Below are 26,301 nucleotides of genomic sequence, written 5' to 3' on the forward strand. Positions count from 1 at the left end.
ATGAGTATTTTTTCTAAAAATCAAACCAAAAAAATCATCGTCAATGCTAAAAATCACGGATATAAGCCAGATACTATTACCTTCAAGCAAGGTAAGCCAGCTCAGTTAAAGTTTATCCCATCTGATAATATGGGGTGTATGAATGAGGTTATCTTTAAAGATCTTCCAATTAACGAAAAACTGGATGGTCAAAAAGAAGTTACCATTAATATCCCTACTGATAAGCCCGCCACTTACAATTGGGCTTGCAGTATGAATATGTTTAAGGGAAAGGTAGTTGTTAAATAATGAAGCTGACTAATATCCAGCGCTTCTGGATTTCATTTGTATTATCCATTCCAATGTTAATTCAGATGTTGGCAATGCCATTTCACTGGATGATGCCTGGCTATAATTGGGTGGCCTTTATTACTACCACAATTATTATGGCAATTAGTGCGATCCCTTACTGGAAGAGTGCAATTAGTGCTTTTAAAAAGCACCATGCTAATATGAACACCTTAGTAGCTGTAGGTACAGCTGTCGCCTACTTTTATAGCATTTTTGCTATGATAACTGGGCGAGATGTTTACTTTGAAAGTGCAGCCTTCGTTGTCGTCTTTGTCTTACTTGGGGATGCCATGGAAGAGAAGATGCACGACAATGCCTCTGATGCCCTGGGTAAGCTCATGAAGTTGCAAGCCAAAGACGCCGAAGTTATGAAAGACGGTAAGTTCATTAAGGTGCCACTTGATCAGGTAAAGGTTGGCGATTTGATCCGAGTTAAACCTGGTGAGAAGATTCCGGTTGACGGCGTCATTACTGATGGTAAAACTAGCCTAGATGAATCTATGGTTACTGGTGAAAGCATGCCGGTCAATAAAACAGTTGGTGATACTGTAGTTGGTTCAACTATTAATAATAACGGCACTATTACTTTTAAGGCAACTAAGGTTGGTTCTGATACAATGCTGGCCCAAATTGTTGACTTAGTTAAAAAGGCCCAGACTAGTCATGCTCCTATCCAAAAGCTCACTGACAAGATTTCAAATATTTTTGTCCCGACAGTTTTAATCATTGCTATCATCACCTTCATTGTCTGGTACACATTCTTAGACGCTTCGGCAGTTGAAGCGATGCTCTTTGCAGTAAGTGTGGTAGTTATTGCTTGTCCATGTGCTTTAGGACTAGCAACACCTACTGCGCTAATGGTTGGAACTGCCCGTAGCGCTAAGATGGGTGTCTTAATCAAGAATGGTGAAGTTCTTGAAGAAGTAGGCGACTTAGATACTGTTGTCTTTGACAAGACTGGTACGATTACCGTTGGCAAGCCACAAGTTACTAATATTATCGGCAATCAACAGCAAGTACTCTCTGTTGCAGCTAGCCTAGAAGAAGATTCTGAACATCCCTTAGCAATTGCAATTTTAAAAGAGGCAAGTACTCAAAATATCACTCCAGTTAAAGTTCAGAACTTTAAGGCGATTGAAGGCAAGGGAGTTACTGCCTCTTATAATGGACAAGTCGCCTTTATTGGAAATGATAGATTACTTGAAGATAATAATATTTCTCAGGAAATAGTATCCCAAGCTGCCAAGTTACAAGCCCAAGCTAAAACAGTAGTATATGTTGGTTTAGATAAGCAAATACTGGGCTTAATCGCCATCCAGGATGCGCCTAAGCCTAGCTCTAAAGCTGCAATTGCTGCTCTTAAAGCACGCGGATTAAAGACAGTTATGCTTACCGGCGATAATGAAAAAGTCGCCCAAGCAATTGCTAAAGAAGTTGGTATCGACCAAGTTATCGCTGGCGTTCTCCCTAATGAAAAAGCCGACCATATTAAAAAATTACAAAAAGGCAACCATAAAGTTGCCTTCGTTGGAGATGGTATTAACGACGCCCCCGCCCTCTCTACTGCAGATGTTGGCATAGCGATGGGATCAGGTACTGATATTGCAATTGATTCTGGCGAAATTGTCCTAGTTCAAAATGATCTTCGCGGTGTAGTTCGTGCCCTTGATATTTCTAAAAAGACCTTCAACCGCATTAAACTTAACTTATTCTGGGCACTTATCTATAATACTGTTGGTATTCCAATTGCGGCTGGTGTCTTTGCTTCTATTGGCTTTGAACTCAGCCCAGAACTAGCAGCACTAGCCATGGCCTTCTCATCTGTTTCTGTGGTAACGTCATCGCTGCTATTAAATAAAACTAAAATTGCTGGCTTAAGCTAGAAATAAAAAAACTGGTAAATCAAGGTTTCGTAAATGATATGAACCAAGAATTACCAGTTTTTTTGTTATCAAGCAAAGTATACTTTTTCACATCTTATAATTTGCTTAGTAAAAGAATTAATTAGCACAGAAAATAGTAATTCTTTTAAAGCTTCCATAATAATTCCTCCTAAATATTATCAACATTATAATACCTATTTTTAAAAATAAATAAAATGATTGTAATAAAAAGGGATTAGTATTAAAATTTAGCGAAAAGGGAGTGAAAAATATGAAACTAGAATACTTAATTGACATTAATAATCTACTATCAGAGAAAGATAAGTTATCTACAAACATTACTGTTGGAAGCTAAATAATACCGCGTACTTAATTACGTCTTCTTTTGATAGGATATCCTTAAATATTAGCGAAGGAAATAGAGGATTAATCAAAGTACTGAGTGCTTTACCATAAAAGAAAGTGGTGAATCTAATGTCCATAAAAAATCTATTTAAATATAATATAGGTCTATCATTAGCAGTTGTTTTTTTCATGCTAATCGGATCATTTGCCCTAGCAGCAGGTAATAACTTACTAACTGCCATAGGTAACACTTTGAAAGGTGGCCATATCTTAATATTTATTGAATTGCTTATAGTCTCGACCTCAGCTACTGTAGGTGGCGGAATTATTAAGTATATTGCTATTTATTTATATACCAAGGCACAGCAGAACTATATTCATCACATAAGAGAACAAATTACTCAACATTACTGGCTTAAGGGCGCTAATGTTGCCGCAGCGCAAAATAGGCTAACAAATGATATAAAAATGGTTAGTGACAGCCTATTAGATCCTTGCTTAAAAATACTATCATGTGGTTTAGAGATTATTCTTTCCGCAATTTTTGTTTATTCTTATAGTCGCTTACTATTGTTTTTAATAATAGGCTTAGCATTAATTATCCTGATACTACCTAAATTGCTTTCTAAACCTGTTGAAAAAGCGACCTCTAGGCTATCCAATAGTAATAAAAAATACTTAAATATAATATCTAACTGGATTAATGGACTAGCAGTATTACAAAGATATAAGCGAAGTAATATTTTTAAATCTATTTTTTCTAAGGGAAGTAGCAAATTAGAGCAAGCTACCATTAACTTAAGCAAAAAAACTAATGAAATTAACGCTATTAATTATTCAGTTAATATTTTAGCTCAAAGCATTATTTTGACAGTAACAGGTATTCTGATAATCAATAACATAGTTGAATTTGGTGTTTTTTTCAGTATTGGTAATTTTGCCAGTACTATTTTTACCAACTTAGTTGTTGTAGCAACCAATTTAACCCTATTAAATTCTAGTCATGAAGTAAATGAATCCATAAAAAAGCAATTAGATTCTCACTTTGAAAACGATTCTCTATCTTACTCAGACATGAATAACTTTGAGTTACTTTCATTAAACAATCTTAGCTTTCAAGCAAGCTCAAGCGAACTCATCCACTATCCTGATATTGAAATCAAAAAAGGAGAAAAAGTACTACTTTTAGGAGATAGTGGCACTGGTAAGAGTACTTTATTTAAGCTAATTCTAGGACTATACCAACCTACTACAGGAAAAATTATTTTTAGAAATTCAAATAACGAAGAAATTCATCCTGATCCTTCTGAAATAAGCTATGTTCCCCAAGAGCCTATCTTATTCCCTGGAACAATAGAGGATAATATCACTTTATTCAATCCCAAGCGACATGATGAAGCATTATACTGGGCTTCTAAATTCGATCTAGCCACTGATTTAGAGAAATTTCCTAAAGGGATAAATAGTCAAATAGATTTAGATAATAATGTATATTCTGGTGGTCAACGTCAAAAAATAATCCTAGCCCGTTCAAAACTATACAATAGTGAATTACTCCTAATTGATGAAGGAACTTCGGCAATTGACTCAAAAAGTACTTTAAAAATATTAAAAAACTTACTTGACACAGATAATACTATTATCTTTATTGCCCATAATTTATCACCAGAAATCTTAAATATGTTCGACAAAAAAATATACCTAAAATCCTCAAAATAATAAAAAAGTCTGAGAAGAAAATCTAAAATCACTAAAATCGTTGATAATCCTAGCTGATATATCAACGATTTTATTTTTTTGTTACTGTTCAAATACATTAATAATTCACAACTGTAACAATTCCAAGCTTATTTATCTTGATCTTAGCAGCTTGACCAGCCTTTTTGTTCCTTTGGAATTGTTTAACAGTGAAATAATTCTTCTTACTCTTTAATTCTCTAGACGAAATAAAGATTTTAGTTTTATCAGAAGTGGTTTTCTTACTGCTAATTTTTTTACCTAAATAATAAATTGAAACTGAACCATTTGGCTTTGTACTTAAAGTAGCAGTAATCCCTTTTGTAGTGCGCTCTGCTTTCAGCACAACAGGCTGCTTAGCCGCATACTTGTAGGATGATAACTGAGCAGTAGGAGTTACTTTTTTACCTTTAGCATCTACCGCATACAGTGAGAAAGGCTTATAACCAGTAAATTTAATATTAGTTGCAAAAGTGCCATTTTTTATAGATACATTTTTTACCTTTTTATTTCCATACTTCACAACTACCCTCTTACCCTTAGTAGCTAAACCAGAGATAGTAATTGTCTTTTTAGCAGAATCATATTTTGTTTTAAGACTTCTGAGTTCTGGCTTTATAGTATCATATACAGTAGCCGTCTTGTACTTATATCTATATTTCGCAATAGGTGTCGTTGATAAAGTAGATGCATCCACTTTACTAGTTTTGCCCATACCAACTAAAGCTAACAGCAAAGCACTAAATACCAAAAATTTACCTTTTTTCATAATTTGCCTCCTGCCATTTGCTTATTATTTAATCCTAATCTTCTTTGCTCATCTTTCAACACTTCTACGATAGTCATCTTTTACTCCTTCCAAAAACTTTTTTCTAAATATAATAAAAAAATCTTCACTTATAAGAATAAACGAAGATTTTTTATTATATCAATCACTATTACATCATCTGCTCACGTCTAGCTTCGCGTCTTCTAAGAAGTGGCAAGATAAAGCCTAACCCAAAGAGCACAATGACAGTAATTATATTAAGCATCAATTGATGGTTGAAACCATTAGTACCGAAGGCAACATTTTGAGGAATGAAACCTAAGGTTGCACAGACAAAGGTGAAGATCAAGCACCAAAAGCCAACTGCCAAGGCGCCAGTCTTATTCTTAATAAAGACATAGTCAGAATTATACTTCTCTTGATGCATTCTCATCGCAACGAAGGCAAAGAATACCCAACAAGTCTTATATGGTGAAATAATACCGTTAATATTCAATAACCAGTTATAAATAGTATTAATGTTAGGCAAGGTACCAGTTAAGAGAAGCAAGAACAAGCTAAGTCCTACAGTAAAGGTGTAAGAGTGGATTGGACGGCCATTCTTGTTCTTCTTAGTAAGCCACTTAGGCATAAACTTATCAGCCACATCCCCGGCAAAGACACGACTTGAAGCATCAAGTAAGACTGCTAACTGCGCCATCATAAAGAGGGCTTGAACAACAGCGAAGATGTACATTAAGATCTTACCAACACCTAAACTTTCACCAAGTAATTGGAAGGCATAGTAAGGACCGTTCATCTTAAAGTCATGTGGAATATGGTGGGCATTGAAGAACATTGCCAAGGCCAAAGTACCAAAGATAGTTAAGAATCCAGTCATAATTGCCAACATCCACATTGACTTAGGGAAGTCACGCTTAGGATTCTTCATCTCAGATACATATGGTGCTGCTAATTCTGCCCCAGACATAGCAAAGATCAATAATCCAGTAGTTGAGAAGTAGTTTAAGCTGAAGTTAGGCTTAAATGCACCCCAGTTAAATGGTTGGGTAGCAATGTGGTGGCCATGCATTACTGCCCATCCTGCAAGTAATACAAATAGGGCTGACATAACAAACATTGCCCCACCACCAATTAGTGAAAGGATTTCAAGTGAGTTCTTAAGTCTGTTCTCTAACAAGATGAAGGCCAAGATAATCACAAATGTTAACATCCCGAACCAGAAGGTTGACATCTTCTTGTCAAGAGAATTATTACCGAAGATCATCCAACTGAATGATACGATAACTGAATTGGAAACATCGACGATATAAGGTACACTTTGAACCCAATACATCCATGAAGTCCAATAACCTAAGGTATCGTTACTACTGCGACGAACCCAAGATGCAAGCCCACCTTCCTGATTATCAAAGGTCAAACTCATCTGACTAGAAATCAATGCATAAGGTATCACATATGAAAATAATAGGAAGATCCATGAAATAACTACAGATAGTCCTTGGTTCTGAAATGGATAAAAGATATTTTCGAAACTGATAATTGTAACGAAGTCGATCAGCGCAATAACTGGCCAACTCATATAGTGCTTCTTATCAGGCTCTAAATTAAGTTCTGTTTCTAAAGACATTTCGCTCTCTCCTAATAGTTTAAATTTTTTGTAACTTAACTTTATCTAAAAGAGCTTAATGGACTTGGACGGTTCGGTGGTAATAATGAATTTCTTAATTTCACTTGTATAATTCTCCAACGCTTTATATAATTTATCCCAAAAGCGTCCTTACAAAACGTAATAGGACATACTGAGAAAATTATAAAGATTTATCAGTATTTTGCAAGTATTTTTTTGAACTTAGTTATAGGAAGGAAAAAAATGAACTTTTTTAAAATTGCTATTGGCAATCAAATCAAGCTTAATGAATCGATATTTCCAACAGAATTAATTTCTGCTAAAACTAATGCTGCTCAACTAGCAGCAATTGTAATTAACCAAAATGACGCTGCTTCACTTGCAACTGCCAAAAACCTCCAACAGACTTCAGGCCTTCCTATCCCTATCGTTCAAGTAAAAAGTAATCAGCTTACTGACTCTGAACTCAACCAGATTAAGCAAGCAGCAACAACCTATACCCATGAAATGGTACCTGACTTCTTAAGGGACCTGATTAACTTTGCCCAAGATCGACCAATCAGCTTCACTACTCCGGGCCACCATAATGGGCAGTATTATGCTAAGCATCCTGCCGGTGCTTTATTTAATAACTTCTTTGGTAAGAACTTAATGTATGCCGATACCAGTGACACCGTTCCTGAACTAGGTGACACGATGACCCATGAGGGGACTCCACTAACTGCTGAACAGAAGGCAGCCCAGACTTATAACGCTGACAAAGCCTATTTTTGTACTAATGGCACTACCAGCGCTAACTCAATCTGTGCTAGTGCCCTACTAACTGATGGCGATTTGGTCTTGTTTGACCGTAATAACCATAAATCTCTATACAACAGTGCCTTAGTAATGACTGGTGCTAAGCCTGTCTACATCCCTACTGACCGCAATCCGTTAGGATTGATCGGTGAGATGGATCCGGATGCTCTTAGTGAAGAGAATATCCGCCGCCAAATTGCTAAAGTCGACCCTGCTAAGGCTAAATTAAAGCGCCCCTTTAGGTTAGCGATTGTTCAAGCAGATACTTATGATGGTCTCTTTTATAACGCTAAGTGGATCATTGATAAGATCGGCAAGCTCTGTGACTACGTTTTATTCGATTCTGCTTGGGCTGGCTTTGAGCAATTTATGCCACTTACTAAGCAACTATCACCACTTAACTTAGAATATGGTCCTGAAGATCCTGGCATCTTAGTTACCCAATCACTCCACAAGCAACAAGCTGGACTAGCTCAAACTTCGCAGATTTTAAAGAAAGATGCCCATATTAAAGATCAAGACCGTTACGTTGACCACAAGCATTTTAACCACGCTTATCTTAAATTCGTAACTTCAAGTTACTCCTACCCAATCTATGCTTCTCTAACCGCCAATGCTTATATCACAGCTGGCAAGGGGAACCGGCAATGGTGGGACGAAACTCTTAAACTAGGAATCGAATGGCGCAAAGAGCTAATCAAGAAATCAAAGCTCTTTAGACCATTTGTAATAGATAACTTTGATAAGATCCCGACAGAAGAATTAGCAACTGATAGCAAATATTGGCAATTCAATCCTAGTGATAACTGGCACGGCTTTACTAAAATGGCAAGCGGCGAAGCGATGCTTGATCCGACCAAGATCACAGTCATTACTCCCGGAATAGATATTGCAAATGGCAGATATCAGGCAAGTGGTGTTCCAGCACCAATCGTTTCTGAATTCTTAATGGAGAAGCGAATCATTCGGGCTAAGGGTGACTTGAATTCAATCTTATTCTTACTAACACCTGGCGACACTAAAGAAGAACTTAATGCCTTACTTGATGCCTTCTTAGAATTCGAGAAGCTATATAATGAAGATGCACCTCTTGAAAAGGTTGTCCCTAAATTAGCCCAGCTCTACCCTAAGCGTTACCAGAATTACACAATCAAGCAATTATGCCAAGAGATGCATGATTACTACAAGGATCACCAAACCTTCACCTTGCAAAAAGAGCTCTTTGCTAAGCCTAATATGCAAGATTATACTATGTTACCTAAGCGGGCTGATACTCTCTTTATGAAGAATCAAAGTGAACTAGTTAACCTAGACGATGTTAAAGGGCGGATTGCTGCCGAAGGTGCCCTTCCTTACCCACCAGGTGTCTTTATTGTTGCTCCTGGTGAAAAATGGGGCTCAGTTGACCAGCAGTACTTTGAAGTTTTAGGCGGTGCAATTGAACGCTTCCCAGGCTTTGTCCCAGAGATTCAAGGTGTATACTGGAAACAAGATAGTAGCGGCAAGATTACTGTTCAAGCCGAAGTATTAAAATAATTTATTTGGAGGATTAAAACAATGACCTTATCTTGGAAAGAAAATTTACCACAAGAATTACAAGAAAAAATCACAAAAGTTGAAAAAAAGATTCAACCTCGCCTAGAAGAAATTGATGAGCAAGTTCTCTATAACCAACAACGTGTCCTTGACTTATTCAGAAAGCACCATGTTGGTGAAGAAGACCTAGTTCCTTCAACTGGCTATGGCTATGATGATATTGGTCGCGATAAGCTAGAAGCAATTTATGCCGATTACTTCAAGGTTGATGATGCCCTAGTGCGCCCACAATTTGCATCTGGAACTCATGCCATTTCAACTGCATTATTTAGTATGCTTCGCCCCGGCGATACCCTTTACTATCTAACTGGTACCCCATATGATACCATCCAAGAAGTTATTGGCCTAGCTGGTAATAAGCCAGGCAACATGAAGGAATGGGGAATTAACTTTGCTACTACCGAATTACTTGATAATGGCGAAGTTGATTATGAAAATGCTAAAAAAGACATCATGGATCCCTCAATCAAGGTTGTAGCTATTCAGCGTTCTCTAGGCTATGCCGTTCGTGCCAGCTTCACAGTTGCCAAGATTAAGAAGATGATTAAGTTCATTAAAGAATACCGTCCTGATGTAAACATCTTCATCGATAATTGCTATGGTGAATTCTCTGAAGTTGAAGAGCCTACCTTCTTTGGTGCTGACATTATGGCTGGATCTTTATATAAGAATGCCGGTGCTGGTATTGTTAAGGGTGGTGCCTTCTTAGTTGGACGCAAGGACTTGATTGAAGGCGCAGGATCACGCTTAACTGTTCCCGGTGCTGGTAAGGGCGAAGGCCCTACTTGGGGCTACATGCGTGATATGTACCAAGGCTTCTTCATGGCTGCCCACACTACCGGTGAAGCTCAAAAAGGGATGATTTATACTGCTGCCTTATGTGAAGAAATGGGAATGAATGTTGCACCTAAGTGGAGTGACCCTAGAACAGATATTGTCCAAACAGTTACCTTTGGTGATCCTGACCCAATGATTAAGTTCTGTGCCGCTATTCAGCACTATTCACCAATGAACTCCTTCGTTGACCCAATTCCTTACCACCAAGATGGTTATGAAGATAAGGTTGTAATGGCTTCGGGAAGTTTCGTTGAAGGCTCAACTATCGAATTGTCTTCAGACGGTCCAATCCGTCCACCATACCGTCTATATATTCAAGGTGGTCTTTCTTACGCTCACGCTAAGATTGCAATTACACGTGCTGTTAAGGATACTTTTTATCAAGACTAATATTTAATTAAGGCTTTTTTGAAAAAGCCTTTTTTGTTACACATGAAACTTTTTTATAAAAATCGAGGTTAATTTATGACAAATGAAGCTTTATTGATTGTTGATTACACTAATGATTTTGTTGCTGATAAGGGAGCTTTAACTTGTGGCAAGCCAGCCCAAGAATTAGAAGATCAAATTATAAATCTAGCAAATAAATTTCTTAAAGAAGATAAATGGATTTTCTTACCCACTGACTTACACCAGTTAAATGATCCTTACCATCCTGAAACTAAACTCTTCCCTGCTCACAACTTGCCTAATACTTGGGGCAGGAAATTTTATGGGAGACTGCAATCTTGGTATGAATTACACCAAGATAATGACCACGTAACCTTCATTGATAAAACACGCTATTCTGCCTTTGCAGGTACAAGGCTTGATATACTCTTGCGTGAACGTGGAATTGATACTCTCCACCTAACTGGAGTCTGCACTGATATTTGTGTCTTACATACTGCAATAGATGCTTATAATAAGAACTATAATCTGATTATCCATAAAAAGGCTGTTGCTGCTTTAAATGATATGGGACAGCAATGGGCTTTAAATCATTTTAAATCTTGCTTAGGTGCTACTGTTATTGATTAACAAGATAAAAAATCTATAAATCAGCTATTTATTTAATCATTTTTGCATAAATTTGTTATCTTTGATAAGCTATTTATATACATTATTATTTTTTGCATATTTTAGGAGAGTGATTTTTACATAGATCTGTAGATCTATTTTTATGAATGAAACAGTAACTAATCAACCACAACAACCTATTAAACAGAAGAAAAATTATAAAAAGGCGCCCCTAATGCCAGTACACTTGCGAGTGTATATCGCAGTTATCTTAGGTCAAATTGCCTGCGGTTATTCCTTAGGAATATCTGGTACAGCCCTATCGCAAGCCACTAAGTACATTGATATTAATGAATTCTGGACTGGATTAATTGGAGCAGGTGCCTTAGTTGGCTTAATGGGAAGCTTAATTGTCGGCCGCATCTCAGATAAGATCGGTCGCCGGCAAATGTTAATGGGCAATATGTATGTATTAGCTATCTTCTCATTATTCCACTTATTAACTGCCAATTTATTTTTGACTTTTATTATTAGAGTGGTAATCGGCTTAATGATTGCTGTTGATTACACTGTTGGTAATGCCCTACTTACTGAATGGTTACCTAAAGGCGAAGATAGCAAGCGACAGAGTCGGCTATTGATTTATTGGACTATTGGATTCATTCTTTCATATCTAGCCGGCACTTACATTACTGGTCTGGGAGCAATGACTTGGCGGATTATTCTAGCTACTGGCAGTGCAATCGCCTTAATCACAGCAATCTTTCGCTCTGTGTTCAGATTGCCAGCTTCACCAAGCTGGCTAGCCAGTCAAGGCAAAGTAAAAAAAGCCAATAAAGTTATCCAAAAGCACATGGGCCGCAAGTGGGGCATCCCTAAATGGTTCGTTAAGAAGAATAAGCCCAAGAAAGATATTTCCTGGAAAATATTATTCACTAAGAAGTATCTTCGTAATACCTTAGTTGGTGGGATCTTCTATGCTTGTCAAGCTTTTGCCTTCTTTGGGATTAGTATCTTCTTACCTATCCTGCTTCAAAGCATGGGAATAACTGATAGCAAGGTTTCTGGGATCATCTATAATGGCGGTATGTTTATCGGCGTCTTAGCTGGAACCTTCCTATTCAATAAGATCAGCCGCAGAATGTTCTTAGTTACATACTTCTTAATTAGTACTGTCTTAATTGGAATCTTAGCATTAGTTCCTCACCTAAATTCAATGGTTAAATTGAGTATTTTTACAATATTTGCGATTATTTTGTCTTCAGGATTAGTCCTTGATTATCCTTACCCTACTGAATTATTTGATATTAAGGTTAGAGGGTTAGGTGTTGGTACTTGTATCACAATTAGCCGTATCGGAGCAGCGGCTGGGACATTCTTATTACCAATCTTAACTAATATCGGTGGTAGTAAGTTGGCAATGCTAGTATGTACTCTCATCCTAGCTTTTAGCTTTATAGTTTGTGCACTCTTTGCTCCAGAAACTTCACCTAAATTTATTAAGCAATAATTCCATCTAAAAACACCTTATGATCATTAACTACGACCATAAGGTGTTTTTTAGTATTTAGTTATTAATAACGTGGTTGCCATTTCATATCATCTGTAGCGGCCTTGGCATCCTTAATGTTATCACCGGCAAGGCCAGCATCAATTGCGGCTTGGGCAACAGCAATGGCTTCCTTTTCGGTGAAGGTTGGCAACTTGCTTACAGGTGGCAATACTGCAGCACCTGGTTCGTTAGGATCAACGATCCCACCTAAGGAGTGAGCAGCTGCTGATAATAATTCATCAGTAACTAATTTAGATTCACTTGCCAGAACACCTAAGCCTAATCCTGGATAAATCAAGGCATTATTAGCTTGACCGATATTGTAAGTTACGCCCTTGTATTCTACTGGAGCAGAAGGCACACCAGTTGCAACAAGTGCGCGGCCATCAGTCCACTTAATTAAGTCTTCAGCAGTAGCTTCAAGCAATTCAGTTGGATTAGAAATTGGGAAGATAATTGGACGTTTAGCATGCTTAGCCATTTCCTTGATTGCACCTTCAGTAAATGCACCTGCATTAGTTGAAGTACCAATCATGACAGTTGGGTGAACGGCTGCGATAATCTTCTCAAGATCAGTTAATTCATCTGGATTATCAAATTCTGAACGCTTGCGAACAAATGGCTTTTGTTCAGGAGTTAAGCCTGGTGTATCTTCGAATAATAATCCTTGTCTATCAACTAAGTAGAAGTGCTTCTTAGCTTCTTGAGGATCCATACCTTCAACAAGCATTTCACGATACATCATGTTAGCAATTCCCATACCAGCAGTACCAGCACCATAAGTTAAGAATACTTGGTCAGTAAACTTCTCCTTAGAGATGTTTAAGGCACCTAAGACACCTGACAAGCAGACAATACCAGTACCTTGAACATCATCATTGAAGACAGGTATTTCCTTGCGGTACTTGTTCAAGATCTTAGTAGCGTTATCTCTACCAAAGTCTTCGAAGTGAATATAAACATCCTTAAATACTTCACGAGCACTCTTGACGAACTTATCAACGAAGTCATAGTACTTATCACCGGTAACACGTTCATGCTTATTACCTAAATAGAATGGATTATCAAGCAGCTCCTTATTGTTAGTACCAACATCTAAGACAACAGGAAGCACTTCTCTTGGATCAACACCAGCTGCAGCAGTATAGATCATTAACTTACCAACAGAAATGTTAACCCCATCAGTACCCCAATCACCGATACCTAAGATACCTTCACCGTCGGTAACAACGATTAACTTAATCTTGCGACCACCAGCCGCATTCTTTAAACTCTTCGTAATAGCGTCTGGATTATCAATTGAAAGGAAGGCCGCATTTTGAGGTCTCATAAAAATTTTACTATAATGTTTAATAGCAGGTGAGATCACTGGGTCATAGACAATAGGAAGCATTTCTTCCAAGTGTTGTTCTAGAACGTAGTAGAACAAGGTACGGTTAGTGTCAAATACTTCCATTAAGTATTCACGCTTTTGTAAGCCATCTGGACGTTGTTGATATTGATCGTAGATACGTTCAGCTTGTTCTTCAATTGTTTGAACAAAGTCAGGAAGAGTACCTACTAATCCAAGTGTTTCTCTCTCACTCTTAGTAAATGCAGTACCTTTGTTTAAAAAAGGATCATTTAAGATATTATATGCATTAGTCATACAAACTGCCTCCTAAATATTAATGCTATTTCTTTAATCGAGGTTAATTATAGGAGGGGCAAATATTTATAGTCAAATGCGTTGAAATACCAATTATTTATTTATATGAGGGGCTAAACCGTTGAATATTCAAGATTTTAAATACTACCATGAATTAGTCAATCAAAAAAGTTATACAAAAACTGCAAAAAAATTTGGCGTTAGTCAGCCGACAATCACGGCTGCTATTAAACGCTTAGAAAATTCCTTTAATGCCAAGTTCTTAATACGAGATCAATCGCACAAGAGTATTATTATCACTAAAGTTGGGATGCAGTTCGATGAACATGTTCAATCTATTCTAAATGAAATTAACGTTGCTGAAACCGAGATCAGACAATCAACTGGTGCTGAAATCTCATTCGGTCTACCTCCTATCATCGGTCGTAATTACTTCCCTAGCCTTGTTTCTGAGTTATTAGATGCAGGAATTTTACGTCATTTAAATGTTGTGGAACGTGGATCTTATGATTTAGAGCAAATGCTTCAATCAGGAAGTGTTAATATAGCACTTTTAGGTCAGACTTCAACTAGTTCAACTTCAGCTGACATTGACTTCCACTTAATTAAACGCTTCCCAATGAAAATCATTGTCGCTAAAGACAATCCTCTTGCCCAAAAAGATGCAATCTACTTCAAAGAACTTGCTAATGAGAACTTTATCGGTTTAAACAGTGACTATATCCATACTAGGGCACTAGATTATTTACTCGACAAAAATAAAATTAGCCTAAATACAATCTACCGTAGTCCTGACGTACTAGTAGTTAAGGACCTTGTAGCTAAAAATATCGGCTTCTCCTACCTAACATCCCTATCTATCAGGCCAAGTGATAATGTTGTATCTATTCCCCTAAAAGACGATAATCAACCTGAATTTATCCTAGTAGCCGCTAAAAGAAAGAGCTACTTAATGACTGAACAAGAGAAGAACCTTTGGAATATTCTCACTCAACATTAAATACATAAAAATAAGGCATGATCCTACTTTGGTAAGAATCATGCCTTTTAATTTGGAAAAATAAAAAAGAACCAAATCATATATGGTTCTCAATTATCGAAAAATCGCGAGTTATTTATAAGTTATTAACCAATGATTAGCATTAAGATTGGTACTACTACAATAAATAGAATTGTACTTAATACTACAACATTAGTAGCATAGTCCACATCCCCATGAGCTTCATTAGCTAGTACTGGTAAGACAGCTAGAGCTGGGGTTGCAGATTGGACGATGAAGGTCTTGCTCATCAATGGTGCCATTGAAAAGCCAATTGCTGGCGCTACTAATCTAATTAATAAAATCATTACTAACGGTGCCAAGATGAAGCGACCTAGTAGTGCCACAATAGTATCTTTATCGAATTTAACGTTTTTAATACCCGAATTTGCTAAAACGATACCGATATAAATCAGTGACATTGGTGTTACTAAGTTACCTACATAAGTAAAGGTCTGACTAGCAAAGGTAGGCAACTTCAAGCCAGTCAACAGCCATAACACAGCCACAATAAATCCTACTAGTGGCATTGGAAGTAACTTCTTCCATTCGATCTTATGTTCTTGCTTCTCTTTATTAATTAAAGTTGGATCATCATTCTTAATTAAGAACACACCAAATGCCCAAGTAGAAACAGTATTGATAATGTAATAAATCAAGAAATATGGCATAGCCTCATTACCAAATAAGGCAACGTTCAAAGGCATCCCAATAAAAATAGTATTAGCGTTGGCAATCGTGTTAATAAACGTACCGCGGCGACCTACTGGAACCTTAATTATCTTTACTAAAATAAAGGCTATAACATAAGAAATTACTACCCCAAGTGCAGGAAGAAGTAGTCCAGCGAACAGATTAAGTAGCTTTCCGCGAGTAAGATTATTTTGAACAGATATAAAAATTGAAGCTGGTAAGGCAATTTGAGTAATAATCTTGGAGATATTACCAGCAAAGCTATCTGCTAACCAACCAGCACGACGCAAAACGTATCCCAAAAGCATAATCAAGACGATTACGACAATACTTGATACTGACGTTAAAAATGCGGTCATAAAATTAAATCCTCCTCATATAAATTAAATTTTAGTTGTCCTAACAACCACCTATATGGTCTGATTTATGACATAGTACTTATACTACGATTTTTAAATTTTACAACCACTTTTTTAAATTTTTTGTTAAAATTGCTAACTAATTACGATTATCGCCAGCCAATTATTTACTTCATTAAGCTTACCTTACCCAGCTTAACACGGTAGATCTTGTCAGCTAAGTCATTGATAACATCCTTATCATGACTAGCAATTAAGATTGTCTTACCTTGACTAGATAAAGATTTCATTTTTTGCTTAAATATTTCAACTGCTTCATCGTCTAGTCCATTCGTTGGCTCATCTAACACTAACAAGTCTTGACCTTCCATATAGCTTTGGATAATGGCGAGTTTTTGACGCATTCCTAGAGAATACTTCTTAACCTTAGTATCCTTATATTTATCCATTCCGAAGTCTTTCATAGCAGCAATGATCTGATCCTTATTAACCAAGTTCTTGATTGCCGCAAGATATTCTAGGTTCTTCAAGCCAGTATAAGAATTAATAAATCCCGGTGTTTCGATAATTGTACCAACATTGACTGGCATTTCACTATTTAATCTGACAACTTGATCGTCAATCTTAATCTCTCCACTTGTCTTAATGAAGCCAAGAATTGCCCTAAATAGCATCGTTTTACCTGAACCATTTTCACCGACGAAGCCGACAATCTGTCCTTTTTCAATTTCTAAAGAAATATCATTCAAGATATAGTCATTTTTTGCTTGTTTAGAAACATTTTTTAATTCTATGTATGCCATCTTAATCACACCACTTCTACTTTTTTATTTACGAAATAAATTATTACCATCAAAACCACACTAGTTAACAATTCAAAATAGATTGCCCCTAAGCTAGGTGTCGTTACCATGAAGAGAAAGTTAGTCTTAAACCCTAACGAAAAGATCCCCAAGATAATACCTACCTGCCAGCTAAAGGTTCGATTAAAGATTAAACCTAATAAGAGTAATAACAAGGTAAAGCTAATCAAGCCTAACGTTTCATTAGCAAATAAAAGCAACTCTAAGTTAAGATTCTGAAACTTGGTAGATATAACCATCACTATAAAGTAAATAACGTTATAACAGATTGCAGCAAGCACAAGCGTCATCACTACCTCTTGAAAGATTCGCTTACGACTTGGATAACGCACCTGAAGCATTGGATTAGGCGATAACATTAATTCTTCAAGCTTAGGCAACATTAATAGCTCTGCCACTAAGTAATAAAAGATCCAGTTTAAATTAAAAAAGATAAAATCTAAATTCAGCCCCTGATAAGTATTGAAGACATTAATCTTACTTGTAAGCGGACCGGTTAGATTAAATTGTAAGAGTAATACTACTTGCAAGATGATAAGCGCCAGCTGGTAGTACTTCAACTTAAATATGGAACGTAATGAATTAACAATCATCTTGTTTCCCTCATTTTGAATAAATACTGCATTAACAGAACCAGTAAAGTTATTATTCCCCAGGCAATTAAGAAATAAAAGATTGTCAGGTTATCTTGATTAGTCATAATGTTATTAATACCCGTTAGTTTGGTCATTAATTGGCTACCGTTAGCAGTAGTAGCATAAACGCCTAAACTAATAAAAATAAAACTACCTAAATATAAAACGTTAAGCTTACTAAAGATAATTGAAAATAAAATAATTATTAATTCAATAGCTAAGACTAAGGAACTACTAGTTAACCAAGCCCAGATAAATACTAGCGGATAAAAAAATATACTTCCCCATAGTAGCCATAAGCATAGCTGATAAGATATTGTAATTAATAGACTTGTAGCAATGACTGAATCAATTATCCAATAAATATAATCCTTAAATAAGTTATCTGGACTTATCCTGATTAATGAGAAATAATCATTTTGATAATGAAAGTTGGAAATAACAAAGTTACCAAATAACCCAATTACCGGAAATAAAACATTAGAGCTAGTAACATCAACTATTAAATATCGCTGTGCTAATTCAGAATTTTTACCACTTACTAAGACAATTAAAGCTAATAATATTAAGGCACCTAATTCGATAGCGATTAATGTATTCTTGTAGTATATTATTGTCCGCTTAACTAATGCCATCGTTCTTCAGCTTCCTAATCGTTAAGAATACAATCACAGCCATTCCAATAATGAAATAAGCTATAATCGCATAACCGGTCCCTTGATAGCTATTACTAAAGGTTGGCGTTAATATGCTAGGAATCCCTAGCCATTCTTGACCTAAAACATCACGCGCAATCGCTGAAAGAAAAACTAACAAAAACGGAATAATATATTCTATCCCTCTCTTAATATCAAAATAAGAAGTTACAACCGCAATATTGGCAAATAAGCCACTAAATAAAAAGATAATTATTAGACTTAATAGCCAGAAGATAATTGGATGATGAATAAATAACTGATAACCCCAACCTATCTTATCAATCGGCATTAATTCAAAGTTAGGTTTAATCGGCTTAATCGAAAACTTACTAAAAAAGTACATCCCTTCTAAAATCAAAGGTAAAGTTCCAATTATCCCACCAACTAAGAACGTTGAAGTTAAGGTAGACCAATAATAATTAGGACGATTCTTTCTTACAATCTTCAAATTATTTAGACCGCTAACCTTATCTGCTTCAAATACTCCACCCGCCATGGCAGCTAATAATGGCAGAATAGTAGTATATAATCTGGTTCCCATACCTGTTGAATCAAATCCAGTCAGATGCATATAGGCACTATCAATAAAGTAAGCATTAGCGTGAAAGATTGTCTTACCTTGGATAATTACTATTCCGATACCTATTAGCAGGGCTAGCCATGTTTGGGGTAAAGTAAAAATTCGTTTTAGTTCGTTTTTAATTAACATCCATATCTTCTCCTATATCCTTATAAATATATTTCTTTCTTCTTGAATAAATTAAGTTCAGATATATTCAAGCCAGCAGCTCCTAAATGATTTTTTAGTTAAGATAATCATCATCATGTAGCTTCTTTATAGTTAATCCAACTATAATTATGGCAAAAGTTAAGAAATATCCTACAATCCATAACCATCCATCACTATACCAATTAGCATAATTAGGTATTACTAATTGCGAGAGTGGCATATTGATAATCCCCATTAAATTACCTACTATTAAAGAAAAAATTACAATCAAAAGAGCAATGACGGTTTCTACCCCCCCTATAAATTGGAAAGTATGAGCTAACTAAGCCTAGCTGGGAAAAGAAGCCACTAAAAATAAATATAATCCCCAAATAGATAAACCAAAATATCAATGGATTAGTAGAAAATAAATGATAGCCCCAGCCTTCTTTATCTATTAAGTAAAACTCAGGATTAGCAGGCAATGTAGTAACTTTATATTGGCTAAAGTAAATAATACCTTCAATAACTAATGGTAAAATTCCAATAATACCGCCAATTAAAAAGCTAGATAAAAGCGTACTTTTTAAATATTTTCTTTTATCGCATCTAATAATAATTGCCGCCATCATTGAATTCTTTTTATCTTCTTCAAGAATACTTGATCCTGATAAGCCACACATTAGTGGCAATAATAAACAATACAGTTGACTGCCCAAACCAGAGTTATCATATCCAATCATATGTGCAAATGCATTATTATACCAAAACGCATTCACATGATTAATAGTCTTTACTTGAATAATTACAATTATTATACCTAGTAGCATAGCGGCTATAGTTTGCCATCTAAAAAATAGCCGTTTCATTTCAATTTTGAATATCATTTGATTATCCTCAGAAATAAAAATATATTCATATCATGTTCTATAAATATATTTCTCTCTTCTTGAATAAATTAAGCTCTATCAACATTAATAGTAATATTATTCCCCATATTAAACAAGAATCATACACAATTAAAGCAATGTAATCAGGCTTTATAATAATATTTTCTCCTGTTATCCAATGAATTAAATTATCTAAAAAAGGATTAAAAGTTAAGGCATATAATATCACATAAAAAGATATATTAATTAAAACATAAGAAACATTTGAGCAAATAATACTTATACCTAGTGCAATAATTTCTAATAAAACTATTTCTTCAAAAATTAGCACTATACCCAAAATTAAGTTTTCCCAGGAAATAATAAGTGGATGTTGTTTAAAAAATATGAATATTAGCATTATCACAGCAGAAGTTATCGTATTTAGCAAGCTAATTTCTATAATATTAATAAATTGGCTTTTCATCCAAATAGTACGATCATTCAAGCGAATTAATTCATTTGACTGTCCTTTCCAACTAAGGGTACTAACCATTCCACTAGTCCATAACCCTATCCATATTAAAAAAGTCGTTTCATCAATATTTTGAAACACTGCTAATTTCCCCACAAAAGGCGGATCTGATAAGCCACTAATTAGATAATAAAAAATGAAGAGAATAATAAACAGACACTCTATTGTTAATAATTTATTCCTTTTTGTTTTTAATCTTGTTTTAGCTAATATTATCATGATTGCACTTTCTCCATGTAAGAATCAAAATAATTCCAGTAAATAGTATGAAGTAAAACAAGATTCCATAAATGGTTCCATTTGACCAGCTGCCATATGTAGGAATTATCAACTCTTGTAAAGAAATATTATCATTTTTCAAGAAATCTCCTAAAACAATTGATATAAATAGAATCAAGAATGGGATAACAGTTTCTACGCCACGATAAATATCAAAATATATGCTAATTAATCCCAATTGAGCAAACAGCCCACTAAAAATAAAAATTATAATCAAATAGAATATCCAAAAAATTAACGGATGAGTTGAAAATAATTGATATTCAAAACTATTATTTGGACGAATCAAATAGAATTCAGGCTTAGCAGGTAGGACGGTAATTTTATACTTACTAAAATATATAATCGCTTCAACTAATAATGGAAAAAGACCCACCAAACCTCCTATTAAAAAACTAGATAAAAGCGAGCTTCTTAAATATTTTATCTTGCTAGTTCTGGCAATAATTGTGTCTATCATTTTATTCTTTTTATCTTCTTGAATAATACTAGAGCCAGCAAGCCCACACATAATTGGCAACAATACCACATAAAGCTGTGTGCCTAATCCAGAATTATCGTATCCAATCATATGAGTAAAAGCATTATTGTACCAGAATGCATTTATTTTATTTATAGTAATTATCTGAATAATGACTAATGCAATCCCAATTGCTATAGCTAAATACATCTGCCATCTAAAGATTAGCCTTCTAAATTCTATCCTAAATAACATCAATATCACTCTCTCAATTAAATAAAAAGGTACCCTAATTGGATACCTTATTTTCTATACTGAATCAGGACTCCATAGCCCACGTACATGAACTCTTACGGCTCTCCAATCTCTAGCATGTACGCCTAATTCGATATTTGTTCTACCATACATTTCGTAAGCGCGATTATAAATTTTAGCACTTTCTCCCTGACCTAGATCAACACTACCTGTATCAATACTTGCGCCATTAGCCCTTATTGTCCAAATATGTGCTTGACCAACTCCAATTTCAGTTACCTTTGCATATGATCTACTTTTATCGGTTTTCAATCTTGGAGCACTAAAGCTACTAGTTTGAAATCTACCTAAAGTAAAATCAAATAAGCTATCCGAGTGGTTGTTAGCAGAAGCAATTCCTGTTGTTCCAACTGCAAGCATTGCTGTACCTAGAGCAGCTACTAAACCACTTTTTAAGGTTTTCCTTTTCATTTTTATCCCTCTTTCTATTTTATTAATCATCTAAAGGTGGTAGAATTGGTAATCTTGTAACTAACATGCTTTACACCTCCTAATATCATTATCAATGAATTGATGATTTTTATCTTTCAAAATTCTGAATTATAAAATATTCGAGTATTTCGCGATTACTTAGAAAGCGGTAACATGTTAACAATAGAACTTAAACCATACTTACTCAGAAATTCTCTAATCTCTTGATTATCCTGTTTATTGTTTTTTGATATATTTTCAAAATATTTACCTAAAACTTTATAGGTAAATACCTCTGGTGTCATGGGAACTCTATCTAAAAGCTTTAATGATTCAGACACATATTTTAGATTCTTAGTATAGCTATTGAATACATAGTTAACACAAATTCCTGCAATTAATTCCTCTATTTCTGTGCTATTAATATTTCCTTGGTTATAGTAGTTAATTATTTGATACATGTAATAATCAAGTTCATTACCATTAAATGCAATCATAGAGTTAAAAAACAAACGTAATCTAGTTCTACTTTTTATCCAACTATTTTCGGTAAAAAGAATTTGTTTTATTTCTAATTTTATTTTTTCATCTATTTCATCAACAGTATTATCTAAAATATGCTTAACTAAAATTGAGCGTGCTTTTAATTCCTGACTAACATCACTAGATTGGATTTGATCATTTATTTTATCAATCTGACCAACATCTTTTTTATAGAAGACTTCACGTAGCTCCGCAGCTAATTTATATTGAAGATTTACATTTTGACTTTTGACATCAGTATATTCTTCTCGAATCTTTAAAAAGAAATCTTCAAAGTTAATCTTATTAGCAGCTAATAATCTAAATAAGTCATCACTTTCGATTCCTTGTTGTCCTAATTCGATTTTAGAATAATTTGATGCACTAAATATTCCCTGAGCAGAACGAGCTTAAGTAAGCCCTAAATTAATTCTTTCATCTTTTAAAGCTACATTTATTTTCATTCTAAATCATCTCTACTTTCATATTTCTATACAACAAAAAATGAGACCCCTTACAAGTCTCATTTTGTCATAATTCTATTTATCCATCAAGCTCAACACCCTGAAGCTTCTTCATCTGGTCATAGACATGCCCACGCTGGTTACTATCAACTTCTAGCACTAACATATCCCCACCAGCAATAATTGTATTTCCATCAGGTATAATGTCATGACCATCACGATTAATTGTCTTAACCAAGGTATTCTTAGGCCACTTAATTTCAGAGATTTTTTTATCAACTAGGTGGCTACTTTCATAGACTGGCAAGGTTAATTCATCTTGCGTGCCTGCATATTCACCATTGTCTGTTCCCTTCTTATCTAGTGCAGCTGCTAATTGTCCATAGATAGGTCGACCGCCAAGTAATTGATCTACTAATAAAGCAACGAACGCTACCACAGCTAGCGGCATTAATTGCAATAGAGAACCCACCATTTCTGTAATTAAGATAATCGCAGTAAATGGCGCTCTAATAATTGCTGCGAAGTATCCTGCCATTGAGAAGATAATTAAGTTAATTACAAATTTCCCGGGTAATAATCCTAGCTGGACCATTGTCATTCCGTAGACAGCACCGATCACCGCACCCATTGTTAGTATTGGTAAGAAGATCCCACTAGGCAGACCTGAATCGTAAGATACTATTGAGAAGGCAATTCTTAAGATATAGTATCCAGCTAGCATTCCAATCAAGGCCCAGCCAGAACCAATAATCATCTTAGGTAATGATAAGATCAGTCTATTACCAGGACCGGTAATTATTGGTACGTAATACATAATTGGAATTAAGATAACCAACGGAATCAAACCATTTAACCATGAAGGCAAGAAGTTAATCTTAGCATAGACCTTCTTTAGGTTAAATAAGCCCAACTTATATAAGTGACCTAATAAACCTAGAACAATTCCCAGGATTAATAAGTGCCAATACAAGTTAACTGGCAGGCGGAAGTTATAACGCAATGCCAGAACCGGCTTTTGACCAAAAATATTAGAAACCACGTAATCCGAAGCAATTGCACCAACTAGTGCATTCATCCATACCTTAGGTGAAAAGTTATGAAAGACTTCTTCTAATACAAAGAGCGATCCACTAAGTGGGGCGCCAAAGGCAGCTGACAAGCCGCTTGCTGCTCCTGTCGCAAGCAATACCCTAGCATTCGTCTTATCTTGCTTAAAGCCTTGTGCTACACCTTGACCAATTGTTGAACCCAATTGGAGCGATGGACCTTCTGGACCCAAGAATAAGCCCGTACCAATTACCATAACTCCACCAATTAATTTTCGCCAAAGAATTGGCCACCACGGCAACTGCAGCTTACCTTCAAGTTGCAGTTTAACCTCAGGAATACCAGATCCACCAACATGCGGGTGCTGTTTAACAAAGTATCCCGCAATTAAGCCAACTAAGAATAGTCCAATTACAATTGCAATAAACCATATTGGATTACGATGTGCATTGGTAAATAATTTCAACCAAAAAGCCGATGTACTCTCTATTCCAAATCTAAATAATCCAACAACTGCACCAGCAATAATCCCGACAATCAGTGCTTGCCCCAGTATCTTGAGATTATTTTTATCTTCTTTCTTCATTTAAATACTTCCCCTACTTATTTTCTTACGCATTCCATTATAGACCAAAAAAACGCAGCTTTCGCTACGTTTTTTTTGAGTTTCACATGAAACATGATTATTTTTCTTCATACCATTCAGTGTGGAAAGTACCTGGACGGTCATTTCTTTGGTAAGTATGAGCACCGAAGTAATCACGTTGACCTTGAACCATATTTTGTGGCAAGTGTGGATTAAAGATTGATTCTAAGTAATTCAATGCGGCACTTAAAGTTGGTGTTGGAATACCTGCTTCTGCTGCTATTTGAACTATTTCTTTCAATGCTGACATGTTATTCTTCTTCACTTTATCAAAGAATGGTGCCTTGAATAAGTTCTTAAGATCTGGGTTAGATCTGTAAGCAGACTTAATATCTTGTAACATTTCAGAACGAATAATACAACCTGCTTCCCAATTTTGAGCAATAGTATCATAGTGCAATTGCCAATTATAGGCTTGCGCTGCCATTGTCATTTGTTCAAAGCCTTGAGTGTAAGATACAGCCATTGCTAAGTAGAGTGCCTTTTCCAAGTTTTCAACTAGGTCAGCTGGAGCCTTGGCTGGATCAATCTTAGGTTCTGGATCATCTCTGAAGGTAGCCTTTGACATGAAGCGAGCGAGAACAGCTTCCGCAATCACAGTAATTGGTGCACCTAGGTGGATGGCATCCTCAAGCATCCAGTTACCAGTTCCCTTATAAGAAGCTTCATTAAGGATATGATCTATAATATGGTCATTGGTTAGGTCATCTTTTTGTTTGAGAACTTTAGAAGTTATTTCAATTAAGTAAGCTTGAGCTGCGCCCTTATCCCAATTGGCAAAGATTTCACTCATTTCATCATTTGAGTACCTACCAACAGTTCGTAAGACATCGTATACTTCAGAGATTATCTGCATAATTCCGTATTCGATACCATTGTGAACCATCTTGACATAGTGACCACTACCCTCTGGTCCAATATAACCAACACATGGTTGACCAGTTGGTGTCTTAGCTGCCATTGCTTCTAAGATTGGAGCAACTTCCTTATAAGCTTCTTCATCACCGCCAGGCATAAGTGCGGGACCATTTAAGGCACCTTCTTCACCGCCAGAAACACCCATACCGATGAAGTGAATTCCTTGGGCATCTAATTCGCGGCTACGGCGAACAGTATCGTGGAAATTAGAGTTACCACCATCAATTAAGATGTCGCCTTTATCAAGTAAAGGTAACAACTTATGAATAGTTTCATCAACTGGCTTACCGGCCATAATTTGAATTAAGATTTTGCGAGGTTTTTCTAATGAGTTAACGAATTCTTCCCAAGTATAAGTTGGTTTTAAATCCTTATCTTCATATTTGGCTAAAGCATCCACTTCAGGCTTATCAATTGAGAAGCCTGAAACAGAAAAGCCGTGATTTTTAACGTTAAGTGCAAGGTTCTTACCCATAACGGACAGACCAATAACACCAAATTGTTGCATATGATGTGCCTCCATACTTTCTGTTTTTTATCTTACTTATAGTATACTTTTTTTTACTTTCTCGCACAAAAATACTTACCTTTTATAAAAAAAGACCATTATTCAAAATTGATATGAACCCCGAAATTCGGACAAGAATTTCGGGGTTTTATTATGACCAAATTATCTAAACAAGATAAAATTGATATTTATAATAAGTGGAAA

General features: G+C 35.6%; 24 protein-coding genes. 8 read left to right on the forward strand and 16 right to left on the reverse strand.

The window, feature by feature from the left end; all coding sequences use genetic code 11:
• The 3 genes from J2Z60_RS07545 (at position 1) to J2Z60_RS07555 (ending at position 4,277) form a co-directional block, all read left to right on the forward strand.
• Positions 1-288, forward strand: a complete 288-nt coding sequence (locus J2Z60_RS07545; protein ID WP_209687113.1) for a cupredoxin domain-containing protein — start codon at positions 1-3, stop codon at positions 286-288.
• A complete protein-coding gene (locus J2Z60_RS07550; RefSeq protein ID WP_209687088.1) occupies positions 288-2,213 on the forward strand; it encodes a copper-translocating P-type ATPase in 1,926 nt (641 codons plus the stop codon). Before J2Z60_RS07545 ends, J2Z60_RS07550 begins: the two co-directional genes overlap by 1 nt.
• Before the next feature lie 474 nt (positions 2,214-2,687).
• Entirely contained in the window at positions 2,688-4,277 is a 1,590-nt protein-coding gene (locus J2Z60_RS07555; RefSeq protein ID WP_209687089.1) for an ATP-binding cassette domain-containing protein, read from the forward strand.
• A gap of 97 nt (positions 4,278-4,374) precedes the next feature.
• Here the strand turns inward: J2Z60_RS07555 and J2Z60_RS07560 are convergent, their stop codons facing one another.
• Together J2Z60_RS07560 and J2Z60_RS07565 are read right to left on the reverse strand one after the other, a co-directional pair.
• On the reverse strand, positions 4,375-5,064 hold the full coding sequence (locus tag J2Z60_RS07560; protein ID WP_209687090.1) for a zinc metalloproteinase: 690 nt from the start codon (positions 5,062-5,064) through the stop codon (positions 4,375-4,377).
• 169 nt (positions 5,065-5,233) lie between these two features.
• Complete coding sequence (locus tag J2Z60_RS07565) at positions 5,234-6,694, reverse strand: APC family permease (RefSeq protein ID WP_209687091.1); 1,461 nt, start codon at positions 6,692-6,694, stop codon at positions 5,234-5,236.
• A gap of 243 nt (positions 6,695-6,937) precedes the next feature.
• On the opposite strand from J2Z60_RS07565, the gene J2Z60_RS07570 reads away from it, so the two are divergent.
• The 4 genes from J2Z60_RS07570 (at position 6,938) to J2Z60_RS07585 (ending at position 12,434) form a co-directional block, all read left to right on the forward strand.
• Entirely contained in the window at positions 6,938-9,028 is a 2,091-nt protein-coding gene (locus tag J2Z60_RS07570) for a putative ornithine decarboxylase (RefSeq protein ID WP_209687092.1), read from the forward strand.
• Between the two features lie 21 nt (positions 9,029-9,049).
• Positions 9,050-10,315: a methionine gamma-lyase family protein gene (locus tag J2Z60_RS07575; RefSeq protein WP_209687093.1), complete on the forward strand. Its 1,266-nt coding sequence runs from the start codon at positions 9,050-9,052 to the stop codon at positions 10,313-10,315.
• 75 nt (positions 10,316-10,390) lie between these two features.
• Positions 10,391-10,945, forward strand: coding sequence for a cysteine hydrolase family protein (locus J2Z60_RS07580; RefSeq protein WP_209687094.1), 555 nt, complete (start codon positions 10,391-10,393; stop codon positions 10,943-10,945).
• 142 nt (positions 10,946-11,087) lie between these two features.
• Positions 11,088-12,434 (forward strand): MFS transporter, encoded by a 1,347-nt coding sequence (locus J2Z60_RS07585; protein ID WP_245328755.1) that lies wholly within the window; start codon positions 11,088-11,090, stop codon positions 12,432-12,434.
• Positions 12,435-12,498: 64 nt separating this feature from the next.
• On the opposite strand, the gene J2Z60_RS07590 is transcribed toward J2Z60_RS07585, so the two are convergent.
• Positions 12,499-14,124, reverse strand: a complete 1,626-nt coding sequence (locus J2Z60_RS07590) for a malolactic enzyme (RefSeq protein ID WP_209687095.1) — start codon at positions 14,122-14,124, stop codon at positions 12,499-12,501.
• 121 nt (positions 14,125-14,245) lie between these two features.
• On the opposite strand from J2Z60_RS07590, the gene J2Z60_RS07595 reads away from it, so the two are divergent.
• A complete protein-coding gene (locus J2Z60_RS07595) occupies positions 14,246-15,124 on the forward strand; it encodes a LysR substrate-binding domain-containing protein (protein ID WP_209687096.1) in 879 nt (292 codons plus the stop codon).
• A 125-nt stretch (positions 15,125-15,249) separates the two neighbouring features.
• Here the strand turns inward: J2Z60_RS07595 and J2Z60_RS07600 are convergent, their stop codons facing one another.
• The 13 genes from J2Z60_RS07600 to gndA form a co-directional block, all read right to left on the reverse strand.
• The gene (locus J2Z60_RS07600; RefSeq protein ID WP_209687097.1) at positions 15,250-16,215 is read right to left on the reverse strand and encodes an AEC family transporter; all 966 of its coding nucleotides are present in this window, start codon (positions 16,213-16,215) and stop codon (positions 15,250-15,252) included.
• Positions 16,216-16,382: 167 nt separating this feature from the next.
• Entirely contained in the window at positions 16,383-17,018 is a 636-nt protein-coding gene (locus J2Z60_RS07605) for an ABC transporter ATP-binding protein (protein ID WP_209687098.1), read from the reverse strand.
• A 5-nt stretch (positions 17,019-17,023) separates the two neighbouring features.
• A complete protein-coding gene (locus J2Z60_RS07610; RefSeq protein WP_209687099.1) occupies positions 17,024-17,671 on the reverse strand; it encodes a hypothetical protein in 648 nt (215 codons plus the stop codon).
• Positions 17,668-18,348: a hypothetical protein gene (locus tag J2Z60_RS07615; RefSeq protein ID WP_209687100.1), complete on the reverse strand. Its 681-nt coding sequence runs from the start codon at positions 18,346-18,348 to the stop codon at positions 17,668-17,670. Before J2Z60_RS07615 ends, J2Z60_RS07610 begins: the two co-directional genes overlap by 4 nt.
• The gene (locus J2Z60_RS07620; protein ID WP_209687101.1) at positions 18,335-19,120 is read right to left on the reverse strand and encodes a hypothetical protein; all 786 of its coding nucleotides are present in this window, start codon (positions 19,118-19,120) and stop codon (positions 18,335-18,337) included. The genes J2Z60_RS07615 and J2Z60_RS07620 overlap by 14 nt, the downstream gene beginning before the upstream one ends.
• A 94-nt stretch (positions 19,121-19,214) precedes the next feature.
• Positions 19,215-19,376 carry a hypothetical protein gene (locus tag J2Z60_RS07625; protein ID WP_209687102.1) on the reverse strand — a complete coding sequence of 54 codons (162 nt, stop codon included), beginning with the start codon at positions 19,374-19,376 and terminating at the stop codon, positions 19,215-19,217.
• Positions 19,377-19,380: 4 nt separating this feature from the next.
• The gene (locus J2Z60_RS07630; protein WP_209687103.1) at positions 19,381-20,007 is read right to left on the reverse strand and encodes a hypothetical protein; all 627 of its coding nucleotides are present in this window, start codon (positions 20,005-20,007) and stop codon (positions 19,381-19,383) included.
• Between the two features lie 40 nt (positions 20,008-20,047).
• Positions 20,048-20,743 (reverse strand): hypothetical protein, encoded by a 696-nt coding sequence (locus tag J2Z60_RS07635; RefSeq protein WP_209687104.1) that lies wholly within the window; start codon positions 20,741-20,743, stop codon positions 20,048-20,050.
• Positions 20,727-21,518, reverse strand: a complete 792-nt coding sequence (locus tag J2Z60_RS07640; RefSeq protein WP_209687105.1) for a hypothetical protein — start codon at positions 21,516-21,518, stop codon at positions 20,727-20,729. The genes J2Z60_RS07635 and J2Z60_RS07640 overlap by 17 nt, the downstream gene beginning before the upstream one ends.
• Positions 21,519-21,572: 54 nt before the next feature.
• Positions 21,573-21,989 (reverse strand): DUF2712 domain-containing protein, encoded by a 417-nt coding sequence (locus J2Z60_RS07645; RefSeq protein WP_209687106.1) that lies wholly within the window; start codon positions 21,987-21,989, stop codon positions 21,573-21,575.
• A 155-nt stretch (positions 21,990-22,144) separates the two neighbouring features.
• Positions 22,145-22,501, reverse strand: coding sequence for a hypothetical protein (locus J2Z60_RS07650; protein WP_209687107.1), 357 nt, complete (start codon positions 22,499-22,501; stop codon positions 22,145-22,147).
• A gap of 553 nt (positions 22,502-23,054) precedes the next feature.
• On the reverse strand, positions 23,055-24,611 hold the full coding sequence (locus tag J2Z60_RS07655; protein WP_209687108.1) for a ClC family H(+)/Cl(-) exchange transporter: 1,557 nt from the start codon (positions 24,609-24,611) through the stop codon (positions 23,055-23,057).
• Between the two features lie 97 nt (positions 24,612-24,708).
• Entirely contained in the window at positions 24,709-26,097 is a 1,389-nt protein-coding gene (gene gndA / locus J2Z60_RS07660; RefSeq protein WP_209687109.1) for an NADP-dependent phosphogluconate dehydrogenase, read from the reverse strand.
• Between the last annotated feature and the right edge of the window lie 204 nt (positions 26,098-26,301).

This window comes from Lactobacillus colini, from assembly GCF_017874575.1.
GTDB classification, from domain to species: domain Bacteria; phylum Bacillota; class Bacilli; order Lactobacillales; family Lactobacillaceae; genus Lactobacillus; species Lactobacillus colini.

Coding starts and splice junctions, on each gene's coding strand:
- J2Z60_RS07545 (WP_209687113.1), top strand. CDS start 1: ATGAGTATTTTTTCTAAAAATCAAACCAAAAAAATCATCGTCAATGCT.
- J2Z60_RS07550 (WP_209687088.1), top strand. CDS start 288: ATGAAGCTGACTAATATCCAGCGCTTCTGGATTTCATTTGTATTATCC.
- J2Z60_RS07555 (WP_209687089.1), top strand. CDS start 2,688: ATGTCCATAAAAAATCTATTTAAATATAATATAGGTCTATCATTAGCA.
- J2Z60_RS07560 (WP_209687090.1), bottom strand. CDS start 5,064: ATGAAAAAAGGTAAATTTTTGGTATTTAGTGCTTTGCTGTTAGCTTTA.
- J2Z60_RS07565 (WP_209687091.1), bottom strand. CDS start 6,694: ATGTCTTTAGAAACAGAACTTAATTTAGAGCCTGATAAGAAGCACTAT.
- J2Z60_RS07570 (WP_209687092.1), top strand. CDS start 6,938: ATGAACTTTTTTAAAATTGCTATTGGCAATCAAATCAAGCTTAATGAA.
- J2Z60_RS07575 (WP_209687093.1), top strand. CDS start 9,050: ATGACCTTATCTTGGAAAGAAAATTTACCACAAGAATTACAAGAAAAA.
- J2Z60_RS07580 (WP_209687094.1), top strand. CDS start 10,391: ATGACAAATGAAGCTTTATTGATTGTTGATTACACTAATGATTTTGTT.
- J2Z60_RS07585 (WP_245328755.1), top strand. CDS start 11,088: ATGAATGAAACAGTAACTAATCAACCACAACAACCTATTAAACAGAAG.
- J2Z60_RS07590 (WP_209687095.1), bottom strand. CDS start 14,124: ATGACTAATGCATATAATATCTTAAATGATCCTTTTTTAAACAAAGGT.
- J2Z60_RS07600 (WP_209687097.1), bottom strand. CDS start 16,215: ATGACCGCATTTTTAACGTCAGTATCAAGTATTGTCGTAATCGTCTTG.
- J2Z60_RS07605 (WP_209687098.1), bottom strand. CDS start 17,018: ATGGCATACATAGAATTAAAAAATGTTTCTAAACAAGCAAAAAATGAC.
- J2Z60_RS07610 (WP_209687099.1), bottom strand. CDS start 17,671: ATGATTGTTAATTCATTACGTTCCATATTTAAGTTGAAGTACTACCAG.
- J2Z60_RS07615 (WP_209687100.1), bottom strand. CDS start 18,348: ATGGCATTAGTTAAGCGGACAATAATATACTACAAGAATACATTAATC.
- J2Z60_RS07620 (WP_209687101.1), bottom strand. CDS start 19,120: ATGTTAATTAAAAACGAACTAAAACGAATTTTTACTTTACCCCAAACA.
- J2Z60_RS07625 (WP_209687102.1), bottom strand. CDS start 19,376: ATGGGGATTATCAATATGCCACTCTCGCAATTAGTAATACCTAATTAT.
- J2Z60_RS07630 (WP_209687103.1), bottom strand. CDS start 20,007: ATGATATTCAAAATTGAAATGAAACGGCTATTTTTTAGATGGCAAACT.
- J2Z60_RS07635 (WP_209687104.1), bottom strand. CDS start 20,743: ATGATAATATTAGCTAAAACAAGATTAAAAACAAAAAGGAATAAATTA.
- J2Z60_RS07640 (WP_209687105.1), bottom strand. CDS start 21,518: ATGTTATTTAGGATAGAATTTAGAAGGCTAATCTTTAGATGGCAGATG.
- J2Z60_RS07645 (WP_209687106.1), bottom strand. CDS start 21,989: ATGAAAAGGAAAACCTTAAAAAGTGGTTTAGTAGCTGCTCTAGGTACA.
- J2Z60_RS07655 (WP_209687108.1), bottom strand. CDS start 24,611: ATGAAGAAAGAAGATAAAAATAATCTCAAGATACTGGGGCAAGCACTG.
- gndA (WP_209687109.1), bottom strand. CDS start 26,097: ATGCAACAATTTGGTGTTATTGGTCTGTCCGTTATGGGTAAGAACCTT.